This window comes from Pseudarthrobacter sp. S3, from assembly GCF_050156905.1.
Lineage (GTDB): Bacteria > Actinomycetota > Actinomycetes > Actinomycetales > Micrococcaceae > Arthrobacter.
On record NZ_CP189583.1, the window covers coordinates 1,130,131 to 1,144,411 of the forward strand.

General features: G+C 65.5%; 11 protein-coding genes. 6 read left to right on the top strand and 5 right to left on the bottom strand.

What is annotated here, in order from left to right:
- The first annotated feature begins 73 nt into the window (after positions 1 to 73).
- Together ACQCSV_RS05560 and ACQCSV_RS05565 are read left to right on the top strand one after the other, a co-directional pair.
- A complete protein-coding gene (locus ACQCSV_RS05560) occupies positions 74 to 340 on the top strand; it encodes a type II toxin-antitoxin system Phd/YefM family antitoxin (protein WP_354154085.1) in 267 nt (88 codons plus the stop codon).
- Complete coding sequence (locus ACQCSV_RS05565) at positions 303 to 599, top strand: type II toxin-antitoxin system RelE/ParE family toxin (RefSeq protein WP_354160172.1); 297 nt, start codon at positions 303 to 305, stop codon at positions 597 to 599. Before ACQCSV_RS05560 ends, ACQCSV_RS05565 begins: the two co-directional genes overlap by 38 nt.
- Positions 600 to 670: 71 nt before the next feature.
- On the opposite strand, the gene ACQCSV_RS05570 is transcribed toward ACQCSV_RS05565, so the two are convergent.
- Entirely contained in the window at positions 671 to 2,329 is a 1,659-nt protein-coding gene (locus ACQCSV_RS05570) for a thiamine pyrophosphate-binding protein (protein WP_426939264.1), read from the bottom strand.
- Positions 2,330 to 2,449: 120 nt separating this feature from the next.
- Entirely contained in the window at positions 2,450 to 2,953 is a 504-nt protein-coding gene (locus tag ACQCSV_RS05575; RefSeq protein ID WP_426939265.1) for an Lrp/AsnC family transcriptional regulator, read from the bottom strand.
- 93 nt (positions 2,954 to 3,046) lie between these two features.
- On the opposite strand from ACQCSV_RS05575, the gene hisC reads away from it, so the two are divergent.
- The 3 genes from hisC to ACQCSV_RS05590 all read left to right on the top strand — a co-directional run bounded on the left by hisC (position 3,047) and on the right by ACQCSV_RS05590 (position 7,347).
- Complete coding sequence (gene hisC, locus ACQCSV_RS05580) at positions 3,047 to 4,144, top strand: histidinol-phosphate transaminase (protein WP_426939266.1); 1,098 nt, start codon at positions 3,047 to 3,049, stop codon at positions 4,142 to 4,144.
- Between the two features lie 52 nt (positions 4,145 to 4,196).
- Positions 4,197 to 5,609: an amino acid permease gene (locus ACQCSV_RS05585; RefSeq protein WP_426939267.1), complete on the top strand. Its 1,413-nt coding sequence runs from the start codon at positions 4,197 to 4,199 to the stop codon at positions 5,607 to 5,609.
- A gap of 433 nt (positions 5,610 to 6,042) precedes the next feature.
- The gene (locus ACQCSV_RS05590; protein WP_426939268.1) at positions 6,043 to 7,347 is read left to right on the top strand and encodes a hypothetical protein; all 1,305 of its coding nucleotides are present in this window, start codon (positions 6,043 to 6,045) and stop codon (positions 7,345 to 7,347) included.
- Positions 7,348 to 7,618: 271 nt separating this feature from the next.
- Here ACQCSV_RS05590 and ACQCSV_RS05595 read toward each other — a convergent pair whose 3' ends face one another.
- Complete coding sequence (locus tag ACQCSV_RS05595) at positions 7,619 to 7,948, bottom strand: DUF2510 domain-containing protein (protein ID WP_426939269.1); 330 nt, start codon at positions 7,946 to 7,948, stop codon at positions 7,619 to 7,621.
- Positions 7,949 to 8,180: 232 nt separating this feature from the next.
- Here ACQCSV_RS05595 and ACQCSV_RS05600 point away from each other — a divergent pair, with 232 nt between their 5' ends.
- Entirely contained in the window at positions 8,181 to 8,447 is a 267-nt protein-coding gene (locus ACQCSV_RS05600; protein WP_426939270.1) for a hypothetical protein, read from the top strand.
- 3 nt (positions 8,448 to 8,450) lie between these two features.
- Here the strand turns inward: ACQCSV_RS05600 and ACQCSV_RS05605 are convergent, their stop codons facing one another.
- Together ACQCSV_RS05605 and ACQCSV_RS05610 are read right to left on the bottom strand one after the other, a co-directional pair.
- Positions 8,451 to 11,600: a UvrD-helicase domain-containing protein gene (locus ACQCSV_RS05605; protein WP_426939271.1), complete on the bottom strand. Its 3,150-nt coding sequence runs from the start codon at positions 11,598 to 11,600 to the stop codon at positions 8,451 to 8,453.
- The gene (locus tag ACQCSV_RS05610) at positions 11,597 to 14,275 is read right to left on the bottom strand and encodes a PD-(D/E)XK nuclease family protein (protein WP_426939272.1); all 2,679 of its coding nucleotides are present in this window, start codon (positions 14,273 to 14,275) and stop codon (positions 11,597 to 11,599) included. The genes ACQCSV_RS05605 and ACQCSV_RS05610 overlap by 4 nt, the downstream gene beginning before the upstream one ends.
- Positions 14,276 to 14,281: the final 6 nt, after the last annotated feature.

The window sequence follows — 14,281 nt, forward strand, 5'->3', positions numbered from 1 at the left end:
GGCACGGTTAAACTGCCCAAGATTTCTTCCGCAACCTATACGCTACGGAGTAGCTAAATTGTACAATTTAGCTATGAATGAGGTCAGTGCAACAGTAGCCCGCCAGCGGTGGGCTGAAACCCTGGACTCGGCGCGCCGGGAACCTGTCCGTGTCCTGAGCCATGGCAGGACCGTGGCGGTGGTCATGGACCCGGAATTGGCGGAGAGGGCGCTTCAGGCGCTGGAGGATCTGGAGGACATGGCAGCAGCGGACCGCGCCCTGGCCGCGACGGAGGCCGGTGAGCCGACGTACTCGCTGAAGGATGTGGCAGCGGAACTCGGCATTGAACTTGGCGAATAGCCACTATGAAGTCCGGCTATCGACTGCAGCCCGCAAGCAGTTGCACAGATTTGACCGTCCCGTGCAGAAGTTCTTGCTTGACGCGCTAAGCCTGCTTGCTGAGAATCCCCGTCCCGTCGCCGCCAAGTCTTTGGTTGGGAGGCCGGGGCAGCTGCGCATCAGGGTCCGCGACTACAGAATCATCTATCAGGTCTGGGACCAGGAACTGATCGTTTTGGTGCTCTCGATGGGGCACAGGCGAGACGTATATGACAAATAGCCTCAGGTGTCCGCCCAGCTTGCCGATGATTCGCTCCCGGAAGGCCGGTTTTCCCTGCCCGCCCGGGTCAGTTACCCCGCCACCGCCGCCTTCGCCTCCTGCTTGGCCTTCATCCATTCGGTCAGCCAGGGGGCCCGGACGCTGGACGTGATCCGGCAGTCGGCCACGAAGGTTCCCTTGGCGCCGGCGTCGATCCAGTCCGTGAGCGCGGCAAGGTCCGCCAGTGAGCGGATGATCGCCGACTCGGCGCCGAGTGCGCGGGCGATGCCGCTGAAGTCCACCTCGGGGATCAGCATGGGCTTTTCGGTCAGGCCCTGGGAGCCGTATTGGTGGATTTCGGCCCCGTAGGCGGCGTCGTTGTAGATCACGACGACGGCGCTGCTGGCCGCGCCAATGAGCGATTCGAGGTCGGACAGGCCCATCAGGAAACCTCCGTCGCCCGAGGCCAGCACCAGGGTGCGGCCGTCCTCCAAGGCGCGGGCTGCACCGACGGCGCTGGCCAGGCCGAGCCCGATGGCCTGGTAGGCGGTCCCCACCATGACCAGGTCTTGGGGCCTCGGGATGCGCCAGTACATGGGTGCCCAGCCGACGAAGTGCCCGCCGTCCTGGACCACCGTGCGGCGCTCCGGTAGCACGGCATCCAGTGCCGTGGCAAGTGAACGCGGATCCAGCCGGCCGTCCGGGGTCTCGTCGGAGCCTTCCTGGTGGCCCGGTCCTTCGGCGAGGCGCCTGCGGGCTTCCGCGCGCCACGCGTCGGCGGAAGCAGAGTCGTCCAGCAGTTGGAGGAGGCGTCCCGCCGCGGACTTCGCGTCCGCGCTCACGAACAGGTCCACCCGGGGGTGCGTGGGCTGCAGGCCGGTGTCGATCTGGATGACGGTGCTGTCCGGGCCGAGCAGGTGCCCGAACCGCATGGTGAACGAGCTCAGGCTCGCCCCGGCCACGAGGACCACATCGGCCTCACCCATGAGCCCGGCCGCGGTGTCGGTGCCGAAACCGCCCGCGACGCCCAAGTACCCCTCGCCTTTGAGGAGGTTGAGTGCCAGGGCGGTTCCGGCGGTCAGTGCGCCGAGGCGGTCGGCGAGCTCGCGGAGCTCCGGGCCGGCGACGGCGAGGTGTGCGCCCCGGCCGGCCAGGATCAGCGGCCGCTTGGCCCCGGCGAGCAGGCGGGCTGCCTGCCCAAGGCTGCCGTCGACGTCGTCCGTCACCTTCGGTGCGCGCGGCGCCGGAAGTTCCTCTTCCGCAGCCTCAAGTGCCGCGAGGTCGTAGGGAATGGCAATCACGACGGCGGTGCGCCTGGTAAGTGCGTACTCCACCGCCTGCTGGGTGATGGAGCCCGCGGCGTCGCGGGTGACGGTGAAGGTCGCCGCGCCCAGGCCCGCGGCGATGGCCGCCTGGTCCACGTCCTGCGGGCGGGCGCCGCTGCTCGGAGCGTCGCCGGTGACCAGCACGACGGGGATTTGCGCCTGGACCGCCTCGGCGAGGGCGGTGAGCGCGTTGGTGTAGCCGGGGCCGTAGGTGGTGGTGCCCGCCGCGAGGCGTCCCGAGGCCCGGTAGTAGGCGTCGGCCGCGGCGATGGCCGCGCCTTCATGCCGAACGGGGGAGAAGCGCAGGCCCTGCTTCTCCGCGGCGTCCAGGAAGTAGACATTTCCGTTGCCCATGACGCCGAAGACATCGCTGAGGTAGCTGCTGAGAACCTGCGCCACACGGCCGGAGACGGTAAGAGTAGTCATGCAGGAAGCTTGTGGCGTAGTTCACGGATAGGCAAGAGAGCCGAGTTTGGTTGGGATTTTTGGCAGGGGACTGCCCGTAGAAGTGAAAATTTGCCCACTTGTGGCGTGCATCACTCGTAGTTAGTTGGAAGGGCGGGATTCCTGCCCGGAGAGCCGCGCCAGGAGGCCGTCGTAGCGGGGCGGCATGAGTTCCAGTACGGAAATGGCTGTGCTGGTCCGCTGGATCCCCTCGATTTCCAGGATCTGGTTGGTGATGCGGTAAAGATCGGCCGTACTGCGGGCCACCACCTTGGCCATGAGGTCCGCGTCCCCGGTGGTGGCGTGCACCTCGATGACCTCCGGGATCGCGGCGAGCCCGTCTTCCACGGCACCTGTCCGGGTCTGGCTGATGGACAGTGAGAGGAAGGCCATGAGGTCATAGCCAAGCGCGGCGGGGTCCAGCCTCCGGCTGAAGGAGCGGAGGGCGCCGCTGCGCTCCAGCCGTGCCAGCCGGGCATGGACGGTGTTGCGTGCGACGCCGAGTGTCCGGGAGAGTGCCAGGGCGCTGGCTTCGGGGTCCTTGTCGAGGGCCAGGATGATCCTGCCGTCGAGGGAATCCAGGGTGCGAGGGGGCTGGATGGTCATATTTTCACCACAGTCACTAGAAGTTGAGCAGAAGTCCCAATGGGTTGAGGGTATCTTGCATTGTGGGCCGGGTCACAACCATGATCGTTCCTCATGACCAGTGATCAGCTCCTCATCGCACCGGACACCGCGCTTCCCACCCTTCGTGGCGCTGTGGCCAGCCTTCCGTCCTACGTCCCGGGCCGCCGCGGCGCCGGGGCTGACATCGCAGCCCTCGCCAGCAACGAAAGCCACTACAGTCCACTGCCAGCTGCTGCCGCTGCGGTGGCAGAAGCGGCCAGCACCATGAACCGCTACCCTGACTCGGCCGCCGTCGAACTCCGTGAACGGCTCGCCCGGCACCTGGGCGTCACCGCCGGGGAGATCGCGGTGGGGCCCGGCAGCGTGGGGGTCCTCCAGCAGATCATCACCGGACTGTGTGACGCCGGGGATGAAGTGATTTTCGCGTGGCGCTCCTTCGAGGCTTACCCCATCCTGGTGGAGCTGGCAGGCGCCCGGCCGGTCCGCATCCCGCTGGACGACGCTGAGGGCCACGACCTCGAGGCCATGGCCGCTGCCGTCACCGACCGCACGAAGGTGATCCTGCTCTGCACCCCCAACAATCCCACTGGCGTGCCGATCGGCCACGAACGCATCGAGGCGTTCCTGCGCTCCGTCCGCCCGGACATCCTCGTGGTGATCGACGAGGCCTACGTGGAATACGCCGAAGCGGGCAGCGGCCCCGATTCCCTGGCGCTCTACCGCCAGTACCCGAACGTCTGCATCTTGCGCACCTTCTCGAAGGCCTACGGACTCGCGGGCCTGCGGGTGGGATACGCCGTGGCGGCGCCGGCCATCGCGGAGGGACTGCGCCGGACCGCGCTTCCCTTCTCGGTGAGCGCGCTGGCCCAGAAGGCGGCTGTCGCGTCGCTGGATGCGGGGGAGGAGATGGAAGCGCGGGTTGCCGCCGTCAGGCAGGAACGCTCACGGATGGCCGCGCAGCTGGAAGCCCAGGGCTGGAAACTGCAGGCGAGCCAGGGCAATTTCCTGTGGATCCGTGCGGATGAGAGCCTCCTGGCGAGGCTGGTGGACGCGTTCGACCGCGCAGGCATCCTGGTCCGGGCGTACCAGGGCGACGGCGTGCGCATCACCGTTGCCGACCCCGCCTCCAACGACCGCGTGCTCCGGCTCCTCGAAGCCCACGCCGCCTGATAACTGACCGACCTTTTACCAATCCGTTCCACCCACAACCAGAGGAATCCCCATGGAACAACAGACAATGACGTCTGCCCGCCCACTCGGCGCCGCCCTCAAACCCCGCCAGCTCACCATGATGGGTCTCGGAAGCGCCATCGGCGCGGGCCTCTTCATCGGATCCGGCGCCGGAATCCAGGCCGCCGGCCCGGCGGTCCTGATCTCCTACCTCGTGGCCGGTACCCTCATCATCCTGGTGATGTGGGCCCTGGGCGAGATGGCCGCCGCGAATCCGGACAGCGGCGCCTTTTCCGTCTACACCGCCAAAGCCTACGGGCCGGTGGCCGGTGCCACGGTGGGCTGGCTCTGGTGGCTGCAGCTCGTGGTGGTCATCGCCGCGGAAGCGCTCGGCGCGGCAGGCCTGCTTGCCACCATCTTTCCCGCCCTGCCGGTGTGGCTGATGGCCTTCGTGTTCATCGTGCTGCTCACCGCTGTGAACCTCACCAGCGTGAAGAACTTCGGCGAGTTCGAGTTCTGGTTCGCCCTGCTCAAGGTGGCGGCAATCGTCGGCTTCCTGCTGGTGGGCGCGGCGCTGCTCTTCGGCTGGCTGCCGGGCGTCCAGTCGCCGGGCCTGTCCCACTTCATGGGGGATGGATTCGCGACCAACGGTTTCGCCGGGATTGCCACGGCGCTCTTCGTGGTGGCGTTCGCGTTCGGCGGCACCGAGATCGTCTCGGTTGCGGCAGCCGAGACCGCGGAGCCGGCCCGCAGCGTGAAGAAGGCAGTCCGGACCGTGCTGTGGCGCATCCTGGTTTTCTACATCGGTGCGATCTTCGTGATCGCGGCGGTGGTCCCCGTGGGTTCGGCGGGGCTGAAGAGCCCGTTCGCCGCGGTGCTGGACGCTGCTGGCATGCCCGGCGCGGCCACCGCCATCACCCTGGTAGCCGTGGCAGCACTACTCTCCGCCCTCAACGCCAACCTCTACGGTGCCTCCCGGATGGCGTACTCCCTCGCCGAGCGGGGCGAAGCGCCACGTCTGCTTGCTTCCGTGTCGAAGGCCCGGGTACCTGTTGTCGCAGTCCTGGCCAGCGTCGCCTTCGGCGTAGTCACGGTTGTGCTGGAGTTGGTCTTCCCCGAAATGGTGCTTGGCGTCCTGCTCAACATTGTTGGTTCGACGTGCCTGCTGGTGTGGACGTCCGCGCTCCTGGCCCAGCTCGCGCTGCGTCTCCGTGCCGACCGCGAAGGAACGGAGCTTCCCCTGCGGATGCCCGGCTTCCCGTGGCTCACGGCCATGGGTCTCCTCATCCTCGCGGCGATCTTCACGGTGGGCTTCATCGGCGAGGATTCCCGTCCCCAGCTCCTGAGCACTTTCGCGCTCGTGGCGCTTCTGGCGGTGGCGAACTGGCTGCATCACCGGAAACGGAAGGTTCCCTCGGCTGTTGAAGCCTCGGAGGGTGCCAAGGAGTCGGTGCTGATCGACTGAATCAGGTACTTTGGACCCCTTCGTGGGTTCGTGTGAACAGAGGGCGCGTCTGGCATTGGCTCGGCGCGCCCTTCCGTCCTGTTGTGGCGAGCCGGCCATGGTGAGCATGAAATCGGCTGGTTACTGTTGATCCCGCCCGAAACGAAACCGTTTAGGTAACCGGCAGCCTGCAGGCCACGCAGCCTGCAGGCAACAAATGGGCAGATCATTGCGTTGCGTTTCGTAAACCGCGCCAGCCGGTCCGTCAAAAGGTACAGGGCTATTTACTTTGGGCAGACGGTAGTGACTTAGTCGAGGAGTTTGCACGCGCCGGGACCTGCTAGGCATGAATCCATGAATAGAATCGCCATAGATCCAAGTGCGGCACGGTCGGATTCGCGTCTGTGTGCTGCGTTCACACCTCCCGTCGAGGTGCAACCCAGAGGAGTAATCGATGACCAATATGGATAGCATCACGCTGGAGGCGGAGCTCGTCGGTGAGGACGCCACGCGTGACATTGCGAAGGCCGTCAGCGCTCGTCATTCGATCGCGCGCAAGTACGTCATGAGGCTCCGCCGGCGGCATCCAGACGCAACGCCCGCTGAGGTGATCCAGATGTTGGAGCGTCACTACGGAACCTCGATCACAACGGCGGGGGCCCTCATCAGCGCTGGCGCGATCGCGGCTGATATTGGTATCGCGATGATTCCAGGAGTCGGGGCGGCAGCAGCCGGGATGAAGAGTGCGGGACAACAGGCCGCCAAGAAGACTGGCAAAGAAGCCGTCAAACTTGCCGCAAAGAGCGCTGCGAAACAGGCCGCAAAGAACATGGCGCTGGGTACTGCGAAGAACGGTGCACAGCGAGCCGCTGCTCTCCTTCCGGCGGGCGATGAGCAGTTGCAGTTCGAGATCACCGCGGTTTTCGCGTTAGCTATTGCCGATATTCACGGAATGGACCTCGACAAAGACCAGGCGCTCGCGCTTGTCTACGGACTCTCGAACGAACGCGTTAGCCAGAAGCAAATCGCAACGATGGCGACGGACCTATCGAGCGCGTCGGTTGACGGCGTCGTCGGTGTTGGAAATAGGATCGCTGCTGGCCGCACGGACTGGTCGCACTGGGCGAACACGCTCGCGGACACTCTCCCTGGAGGCGCCGCGCAGAATTTGGTTCGGACCATGGAGACGGGTCAGCTGGACGTCGTGCGCGAAAATTTGAGTGGAAAGCAGCAGGCAACGATTGAATACGGAGTTGGAGCCCTGGCGGGAGGAGTCACGCGCTTCGTCTTCGGTCGCGACGTCATCGTCGCAGCCCGGGCGGCATTCGCCGATGCCCCTGACATGTTCCCCGAACATCTGGCCGTCGATATGAAAGACCTTTCTGACGAAGACAGCGAGGTCGATCAGAACCGGGCCCTCGCGGCAATGGAGGACGCCGCGAAAGCTACAGGAAACTGGATTGCTGACACTGCCAGCACGGTCGGAGGCGGCGTCGCAACGAGCGCTGTAGCAGTCGGCGCGGGGGTAGCAACCACAGCCGACACGGTATCGCGGGCGTTCCGGAGCGTAGACATCGACGGGGACGGAATCCCAGATGAGCCCCAGGCTCTCGCCGTGGTCAAAGGCGTCGGTGGCGCCATTGCCGGTACCGCGGGGTCGGTCGGCGGGAGCGTCGCAGGGTTGTTCAAGCGGAAGAAGCCCGGCAAACAGACGGCGGACGGGTTTGAGACCGGCAGCGAGGAAGCGGCTGAGAAGTAACCCCTGCGGTTAGTCGTCTGCGGACACGGTCCCGTTGCGCTGCCAGCTGAAGTACCTGCCAATCGACTACGACGGGGGCACTCGGGTGGAGCCTGATCCCGCCTTTTGCGCCAAGACGATCCATTAAAGGCAGAGGGGGCGGCCTCTAAGTGACCGCGCCCCCTCGTCGTGCTGCGACGAACTGGCGAAGAGGCTCTGGGAGCCTTTGTCCTAGGTCGCCCCATTACCCTGCGAACTCGGGCGAGTTGCCAGCCTAGTGGAACCCTGGCCGTCAGGCCTTCCAGTAGTGATCGGGGCTCAGCGAGAAGTAGACGACCCAGATAAGACCGATACCGCCGGTGAAAATTGAGATAAGGGTCCAAGCCATCGCGCTGTGCGAGGTTTGCTGACGATTGTAGACAACCTCGCGGATCACGTTGTAATTCGACGAGGGCGGCCCCATGGTGTGCTGGGGCTGCTGCCACTGCTGCGCGGGATAGGCAGGTGGGGCCGTCATTGCAGGAACATTCTGGAAATGGTCGGTCCACTGCGTTCCGTCAAACCAGCGTTGGCGGCCAGGAGTCGCTTGATCGTCGTACCAGCCAGCTGGTGGAGTAGTCATTGAGTTAACGGCCTTCCCGTTTTGAGGGCCCCCTTGGCCACAATTGCTCTGACTTTACGGCATTCCACGGTCCCAAAGGACCAGACGACACGCCCGTGGTGCTCAGTGAAGGTCCTGAACACGACTTCACTGTTTTTCCGTCGACTGGGTTACAAAAATTGCTAAGCCATAAAGGTTCGGCTGTAACTTTGAGGTGTCACTAATTGTCGGATCGTCCGCCTACAGTGCTCCCATGACTCCCGACGAAACGGCCCCTAGCCCGCAGCCGAAGAGGAAGCGCGCCGTCTCGCGCAAGTGTCCGGTTTGCGGCAGCGAGGCCTGGCTAATTGCCTACGGAATGATCATGCCGTCGGCGCGCCAAGCTATGCCGGAGAAGACCGAGTTCGCAGGCTGTGTCGTCATGGACGAAATGCGTGTTTACCCCGCCACCGGCAAAACTGAGATCGGCACACCCGAGTGGGCGTGCCAGAACCCGGAGTGCCGGCACCGCTGGTGGTGAGGCTCAGCTGATCCGGTACATCTTCCCCAGCGCCGGCATGTGGATCAGCGTCTCGACGACGGGCCGCCCGGTGATGGACTCAATCGCTTCGGCATACCCCCGCATCTGGCCGATGTACTTGTCCTTGATGTGGCCGACAGGATCTTTGCCCGGATAGGACTTATGATCCACCAGGACATATCCGGCAGGGGTCTCCAGCAGGAGATCGATCCACCCTTCCATGAGTTGGTTGTCGGCGTTCCGCCAGGCAACCGATTGTTCAGTGGTGACCGTCGCGCCAGGATAATGCTGGGCGAAGAAGGCGAGCATCCGTTCGCCCGCCTCCACCACGACGCTTGGCTCGACGGCGGAGGCCGCACCCCACCGGTCAAGGAGCCGCTGCGCAGCGCGAAGCCGGACGGAGGCGTCCATCTCCGCCAGAGGCAGGGCGAAGTAACCGTGGATGGCGGAGCCCACCTGGTCCCAGTTGGCAGCGCCGTGGGGAATCAACTGCGGGCCGAGGGCCGCCGCCTCGGTGACGTCCGCAGCGAAGCCGAAGCTCGCCAGGGAGCTGGCGGTTACCCGGGCTGGTTTATGCGAAACCGGCGCGTCGACGGTCAGGCCGTCCTCGTGCTCGACATTGGCATTGTCATCGGTATCGGCGGGTCCATCCGCTGGCTCGTAGGTAAACGCATCCACGGCGAGAGCGTGTTCGCCGTCGCGCCCTTGGACAGTCAGGGTTCCGTCGTTGCCGGCTCCCGCGGTCCACTCCACGATCGGTCCGGTCCCCAGCGAGTTCAACGACGCCGGGGCCGGGTTGGCGGCCGCCAGGCAGGTCACGCTGACTGAGCGGGTCAGGCCCACATAGAGCACGCGCGCGGAGTCGGCCTGGCGCCGCGCCAGGACCCGCTGCGCGACGGCTGATGAGTCGGCGACTGCGGACAGAGGCTTGAATCCCTTTCCGCCGAATGCCCACGGCCAGAAGCGGATCCAACGACCGGCGAGGGGGTCGCGGACGTCGATCTCGTCGACTCCTTCGACAGCCACACCCCACGGTTTTGCGGCGACGTCGCTGTCGAGACTCGCCAGCACGACGGCCGGCCATTCCAGTCCCTTGGCCTTGTGGTAGGTCAGCACATTGACGACGTCGTCACCAAAGTTCTCACTGCCGGCACTGTCGGCGTCGGCCAGGAACTTGAGCGAGCCGCTCAGCGTCACTGGCTTGCTGAGCGCGGCACACGATTCGTAGTACTGCTCTAGCAGGGAACGCAGGGCATCCAGATTCTTCAGCCGGGTTCCCGGGTTGCTCCACGACTTGATGAGCCGGGCAACCCCGAGCCGCGACGTCACCTCTTCCATGATCTCGGTGGGCGTGCACACCTTGGCCAGACCGCGGAGCTCGACCAACCCGGACACCAAAGGGTCGTTGGCCCAGCGCTGGAGCTCTTCCCCGGGCTCCTCGGCGTCGAACAGCGCAGGGACCCACTGGCCGAATTGGGGGTGGTCCGGATGCAGGTGGGCTAGCTCGGCCAGGGCTACCGTGTCGTCGTCGGACGCGACGAAGGCCATCCCGGCGCGCACCAGCTGGATCTCCCGGGCGGCGAACAAGGAGGAGGTGTTGGTGGTTGCCTTGATCCCGAGGGACGCCAGTTCGGCGGCGACGGCTGCGACGGCGTCGTTTGACCGGGCGAGGACTGCGACGTCGGACCCTTTGAGTCCACGCCGCTGGATGAGGTCGGCGACGCCGGCGGCGACGGCCCGGCGCTGCGCCGGCACGGTTTTCGCTGCCAGAGTCCAGGCCTCCCGGTCGCCGCCCAGTGCGTTCTTGGGATGGGACTCATCACGACGGGCTTCCGGAACGGTCAGCCTGACTTCTTTCTCGCCGAGCTCAGGGAACATGGCGAGGCTGATCTCGTTGGAGAGCTCGATGACGGCTTCTTTGGACCGCCAGGAATCATGCAGCTGGGTCTTGTTCTCCACGTGGGCGGCGACGGCTTTCATCAGCTCGGGGTCGGTGCCGCGGAATTCGTAGATGGCCTGCTTTGAATCGCCCACCCAGACCACTTTGTCCACCAGCTCGGCGAACTTGGTGAACAGCTGGAGCTGCAGCGGGCTGGTGTCCTGGAATTCGTCCACCACCATGAACTTGATGCGTCCGGCGATGGAGGCGCGGAACGTGGGATTGTGCTCCAGCAGATCCAGGACGAGAGTTTCCTGGTCGGCAAAGTCGATGAGCCCGTATTGCCGCTTGAATTCGGCGAACCGGTCCAGGCAGGAAGCGGCGCAGGCAAACACCAGTTCGGTGAATTCCCTCAGCTCGTTTTGGAAAGCAGGGTTGGAGACCAGGTCGACGTCGACCGCTGAAATAAAGCTCTCCAGCTGCCGTTTGGCGTCCGCGTTCGGGACGCCGGCCGCGTCGATCCAGAAACGCCAGGGGGCGTCCTCCGGCGACGCGTGGGTCAGGACGGGCTCAAGCAGGGCGATCGAGGCGTAGAGGTTCTTCGGGGGAGCCTTGCCGCCTTCGGCGATGTCAGCTGCCCGCCCGCGTAGGCTCATGATTCCCTGGAGGAGCTGGTTGGACCAGGATGCGCGGTGGTCGAGGCCCGCCGGACCCAGTACCTGTTGCAGCCCCTGCCAGGACAGTGCGGCGGAGTGGGCTAGTGCCGCGGGGTCGATCCGGTTGCTGCGGGCGGCGTCCGTGATGTTCCGGACGATTGTGCGCCAGTCGGTGTCGCTGCCCCGGATGTCGGATTCGCCGTCGTGCCCCAAGCGCCGGGCCAGTGGTTGGATCATGGGCGTGAACTCCGCGAACACATTGTCTGTAGCCAGCTGGAAGATCCGGAGTTGTTCGTCTTCGGCGATGACCTGCAGGGCCGGCGAAAGCCCGGCGTCGACCGCGTATTCCTGGAGCAGCCGGCTGCAGACGCTGTTGACCGTGCCCACCATACTGACGGACATCTGCCGGGCGGCGTCCGGGCGTTCGTTGCCGAAGAGTTCGGCCTGGACCCGGTCGATGAGTTCGGCGGCGGCCTTCTTGGTGAAGGTGGTGGCAAGGATCTGGCTGGGCTTGGTGCCGCTGTTAATAGCTGTGGCGATTTCGCCCATGAGGCTGTAGGTCTTGCCGGTGCCGGCGCTGGCGGTGATCATCGTGACGTTGTTCAGTGCATGGTTCATGACAGGTCCCCCTTGAGGCCGCAGAGCGCGGAAAAGTCGCAGAAGTTGCAGGGCGGCTTCTGGTAGAGCCTGCCGTCCGTAGCCGCAGTCTCCCGCTGTTCATCTGACGATCCCAGTTCCTGGCGTCCGGCGGCGAGGACCCGTCCGCCTACTACCTCAGAGATGGAGAATTCGGCGGCGCGGACAGAGCGTTGCCAGGTGCTCCGGCTGGACGCGGGGCTGGCCAGAGCCGGGCCGAAGAGCTTGCTGGTGGAGGCGAACTCGCCTTGTTTGAGCATGTAGTAAGACATTGCGGCGTCTTCGGCGACGGTGGACATGGAGTCCGGCCCGTCGTCCAAGGCCCAGTGGTACAGGGCAAGCTGCATCGCGTCACCCTGGGTGATCTCTTCGCGGCGGTACTTCGCGCGGTTGGTCCACTTGAGGTCGATCACTACGGGCTCGGCGTGCTGGTCCGCGGCAAGGACATCGATGTAGCCGGAGACCATTACTTCGAGCTGAGTTCCGTTGACGTTGAACAGGGCCGGCTTGCTGAACTCGTGCTCCGTGGCGCGGATGTAGACCCCTTGCGTTTGCAGGGTCTGGAAGAGCTTGATGACCGAGTTCTCTATGACAGGCCGGAGTCCAGCGAGTTTGCTGCCTCTGCCAGGCAGGAGCAGCTCCGAAGCGTAGTGGGGAACGAGTTGGTCCAGTTTCGCGTGGACTTCCGCCGGCTCGGGCACGGCCCGGTTCTCGGCGTAGAGCTCGCCAAAGAGTTCTTCGACGACCCTGTGGACCAGGGTGCCGATCATGGTGTTTCCGGTGGGGACTGACTGCGCGTCGCCCACCCTCAGCCGCCCCTTCTTCTCCAGGACCCACTTCATGGAGCAGCCGATCAACGTGCTCAGCTGCGAGTAGGAGAGCCTGTCGGGCATGAAGGCCGGGCGCGGGCCCAATTCGTGCGATGCCGGGATCGGCTGGGATTCTGAGGGCTGCACCGGCGTCAGCACTGCGGTTCGGCCGGCGAGGTGCCAGACGCCGTCGCGCACCAACTCCGTGGGAGTAGTGCTGAAGGCTGAAATGGCGTGTTCCACCGCCTTCTTGTTTTCCTCCGGGGTCCCGGGCAGGGGAGTCGGAAGGGTGCTGAAGGCCAGGGAGGACAGCACGGGGTGCGCCTTCGTCGGCTCCCCGCTGATCTCGGCGGCGCGGACCAGCAGCAGCCGATGGCAGTGCCTCGCGGCGTTCACTGCGACGGAGAGTTCCAGTTCGGCGAGGGCAGCAGGATCCGGCAGTACGACGCCGACGCCCAGCAGGGCCTGGCGTTCGGCGTCGTCCCAGTGCCGGGACCGGGCCTGGCCGTCATCCTGGCACCCCCACCAGACGAGCGTGTCGACGTCGTCGCACAGTTCGGCGAGGCCGCGCAGCGTGAGCCACGGCGCTGCCTCGTCGCCGGCCAGGGGACTGGAACTGGCGGGAACGACGGATTCCAGGATCCGTGCGATGGTCTTGCGGGTTACTGGCTCCGGCCCGTCGATCAGGGCCATGAATTCATTGAGCTGGCTGAGGACGGATTCGAGCTGGGGGTAGAGATGCACGCGACGCTTGAGCTGGGCGCGCAGCCACTGCGCGCGTTCGACGACGGCGCTGCCGCTGACGGTGCCGTCGTCGGTCAGCAGACCGGTGCTGAGCAGCTGGTCCAGTTCTGCCGCGACGGCGGAACCGAGGTTCTCGTCGGCGCTGATCTTCTGGAGGGCGGCGAGCCATTCCTCGCCGCCGGTGCCCGGTTGGGCGGCGAGGGCGCGCAGGAGATGCCGGGCGGCTGCACGCCGGACGGGGCCCACGGGGAGGTTCAGGAACTCGCCCAGCAGCTGGACGTCCACCGGCGCCCAGATCACGTTGAAGAAGAGGGGAATGATCTGGTCGATGGCCCGCCAGCGTGAACGGCTGCCGACACCGATCCGCGGCAGGCCGCGCAGCTGCAGTTCTTGGTCGAGCAGCGAGGTGCTCGTGGAAGCGACGACGGCGGAGCGGGCCGAGTCGGGTTTACCTTCGGTGGTAACTCCTGACGCGAGCCAGCGTGCCGTGTGCTCCGCCGCTTCCCATTCGGTTTTGGCGACGAGGGCGGTGACCTCGGCCACCGGCTCGGTCTGCGCGGCGGGCTCCACGACGCTCACTCCGCGGCGTTCGAGCGCGCCGATGAGGCGGTTCCAGATGGCCGGGAACGAGCCGCGTGGGTGCTGCAGTTTCATCTCAGAGATTCCGAGCGGCCAGTTGGCGGTGGCTTCGCTCTCGAGCTCATGGATGAGTTCCAGCGGGTAATCGGCGAACGCCCGGTCAAGGGGGAGTGTGCTCTGTTCCACGGAAGCGAGGGCTTTCAGCTTGGCGGTGGACCTGTCCGGAGCGAGGCCTGTCCATCCGTTGACCACCAGTTCGTCGCGCATGCTCAACAGGTCGATGGCCGTGGACCACGGATCGACGGAGAACGAACGGTGGAACCAGGTCTCCGGGGTGTCCTGCTCCGCGAGTCGGGCCATGTACTGCCGGATCCGCGTCGAATGGCGGGCATCGGGTCCGGAGAGCCCGAGCCGGGTCTGAAGCAGCTGGGTCAGCCCCAAGGGCCCGAGCCTGACCACGCCGAGCGCGGAATCACGGTAGGTCCACGGTGCGCGGTCCAGATACAGGCCAAACAAAACGTTCACATCATC

Bases quoted from the DNA above. Each gene is read 5' to 3' on its own strand.
- ACQCSV_RS05605 (WP_426939271.1), bottom strand. From the start codon at position 11,600: ATGAACCATGCACTGAACAACGTCACGATGATCACCGCCAGCGCCGGC.
- ACQCSV_RS05600 (WP_426939270.1), top strand. From the start codon at position 8,181: ATGACTCCCGACGAAACGGCCCCTAGCCCGCAGCCGAAGAGGAAGCGC.
- ACQCSV_RS05590 (WP_426939268.1), top strand. From the start codon at position 6,043: ATGACCAATATGGATAGCATCACGCTGGAGGCGGAGCTCGTCGGTGAG.
- ACQCSV_RS05565 (WP_354160172.1), top strand. From the start codon at position 303: ATGTGGCAGCGGAACTCGGCATTGAACTTGGCGAATAGCCACTATGAA.
- ACQCSV_RS05585 (WP_426939267.1), top strand. From the start codon at position 4,197: ATGGAACAACAGACAATGACGTCTGCCCGCCCACTCGGCGCCGCCCTC.
- ACQCSV_RS05595 (WP_426939269.1), bottom strand. From the start codon at position 7,948: ATGACTACTCCACCAGCTGGCTGGTACGACGATCAAGCGACTCCTGGC.
- ACQCSV_RS05575 (WP_426939265.1), bottom strand. From the start codon at position 2,953: ATGACCATCCAGCCCCCTCGCACCCTGGATTCCCTCGACGGCAGGATC.
- hisC (WP_426939266.1), top strand. From the start codon at position 3,047: ATGACCAGTGATCAGCTCCTCATCGCACCGGACACCGCGCTTCCCACC.
- ACQCSV_RS05560 (WP_354154085.1), top strand. From the start codon at position 74: ATGAATGAGGTCAGTGCAACAGTAGCCCGCCAGCGGTGGGCTGAAACC.
- ACQCSV_RS05570 (WP_426939264.1), bottom strand. From the start codon at position 2,329: ATGACTACTCTTACCGTCTCCGGCCGTGTGGCGCAGGTTCTCAGCAGC.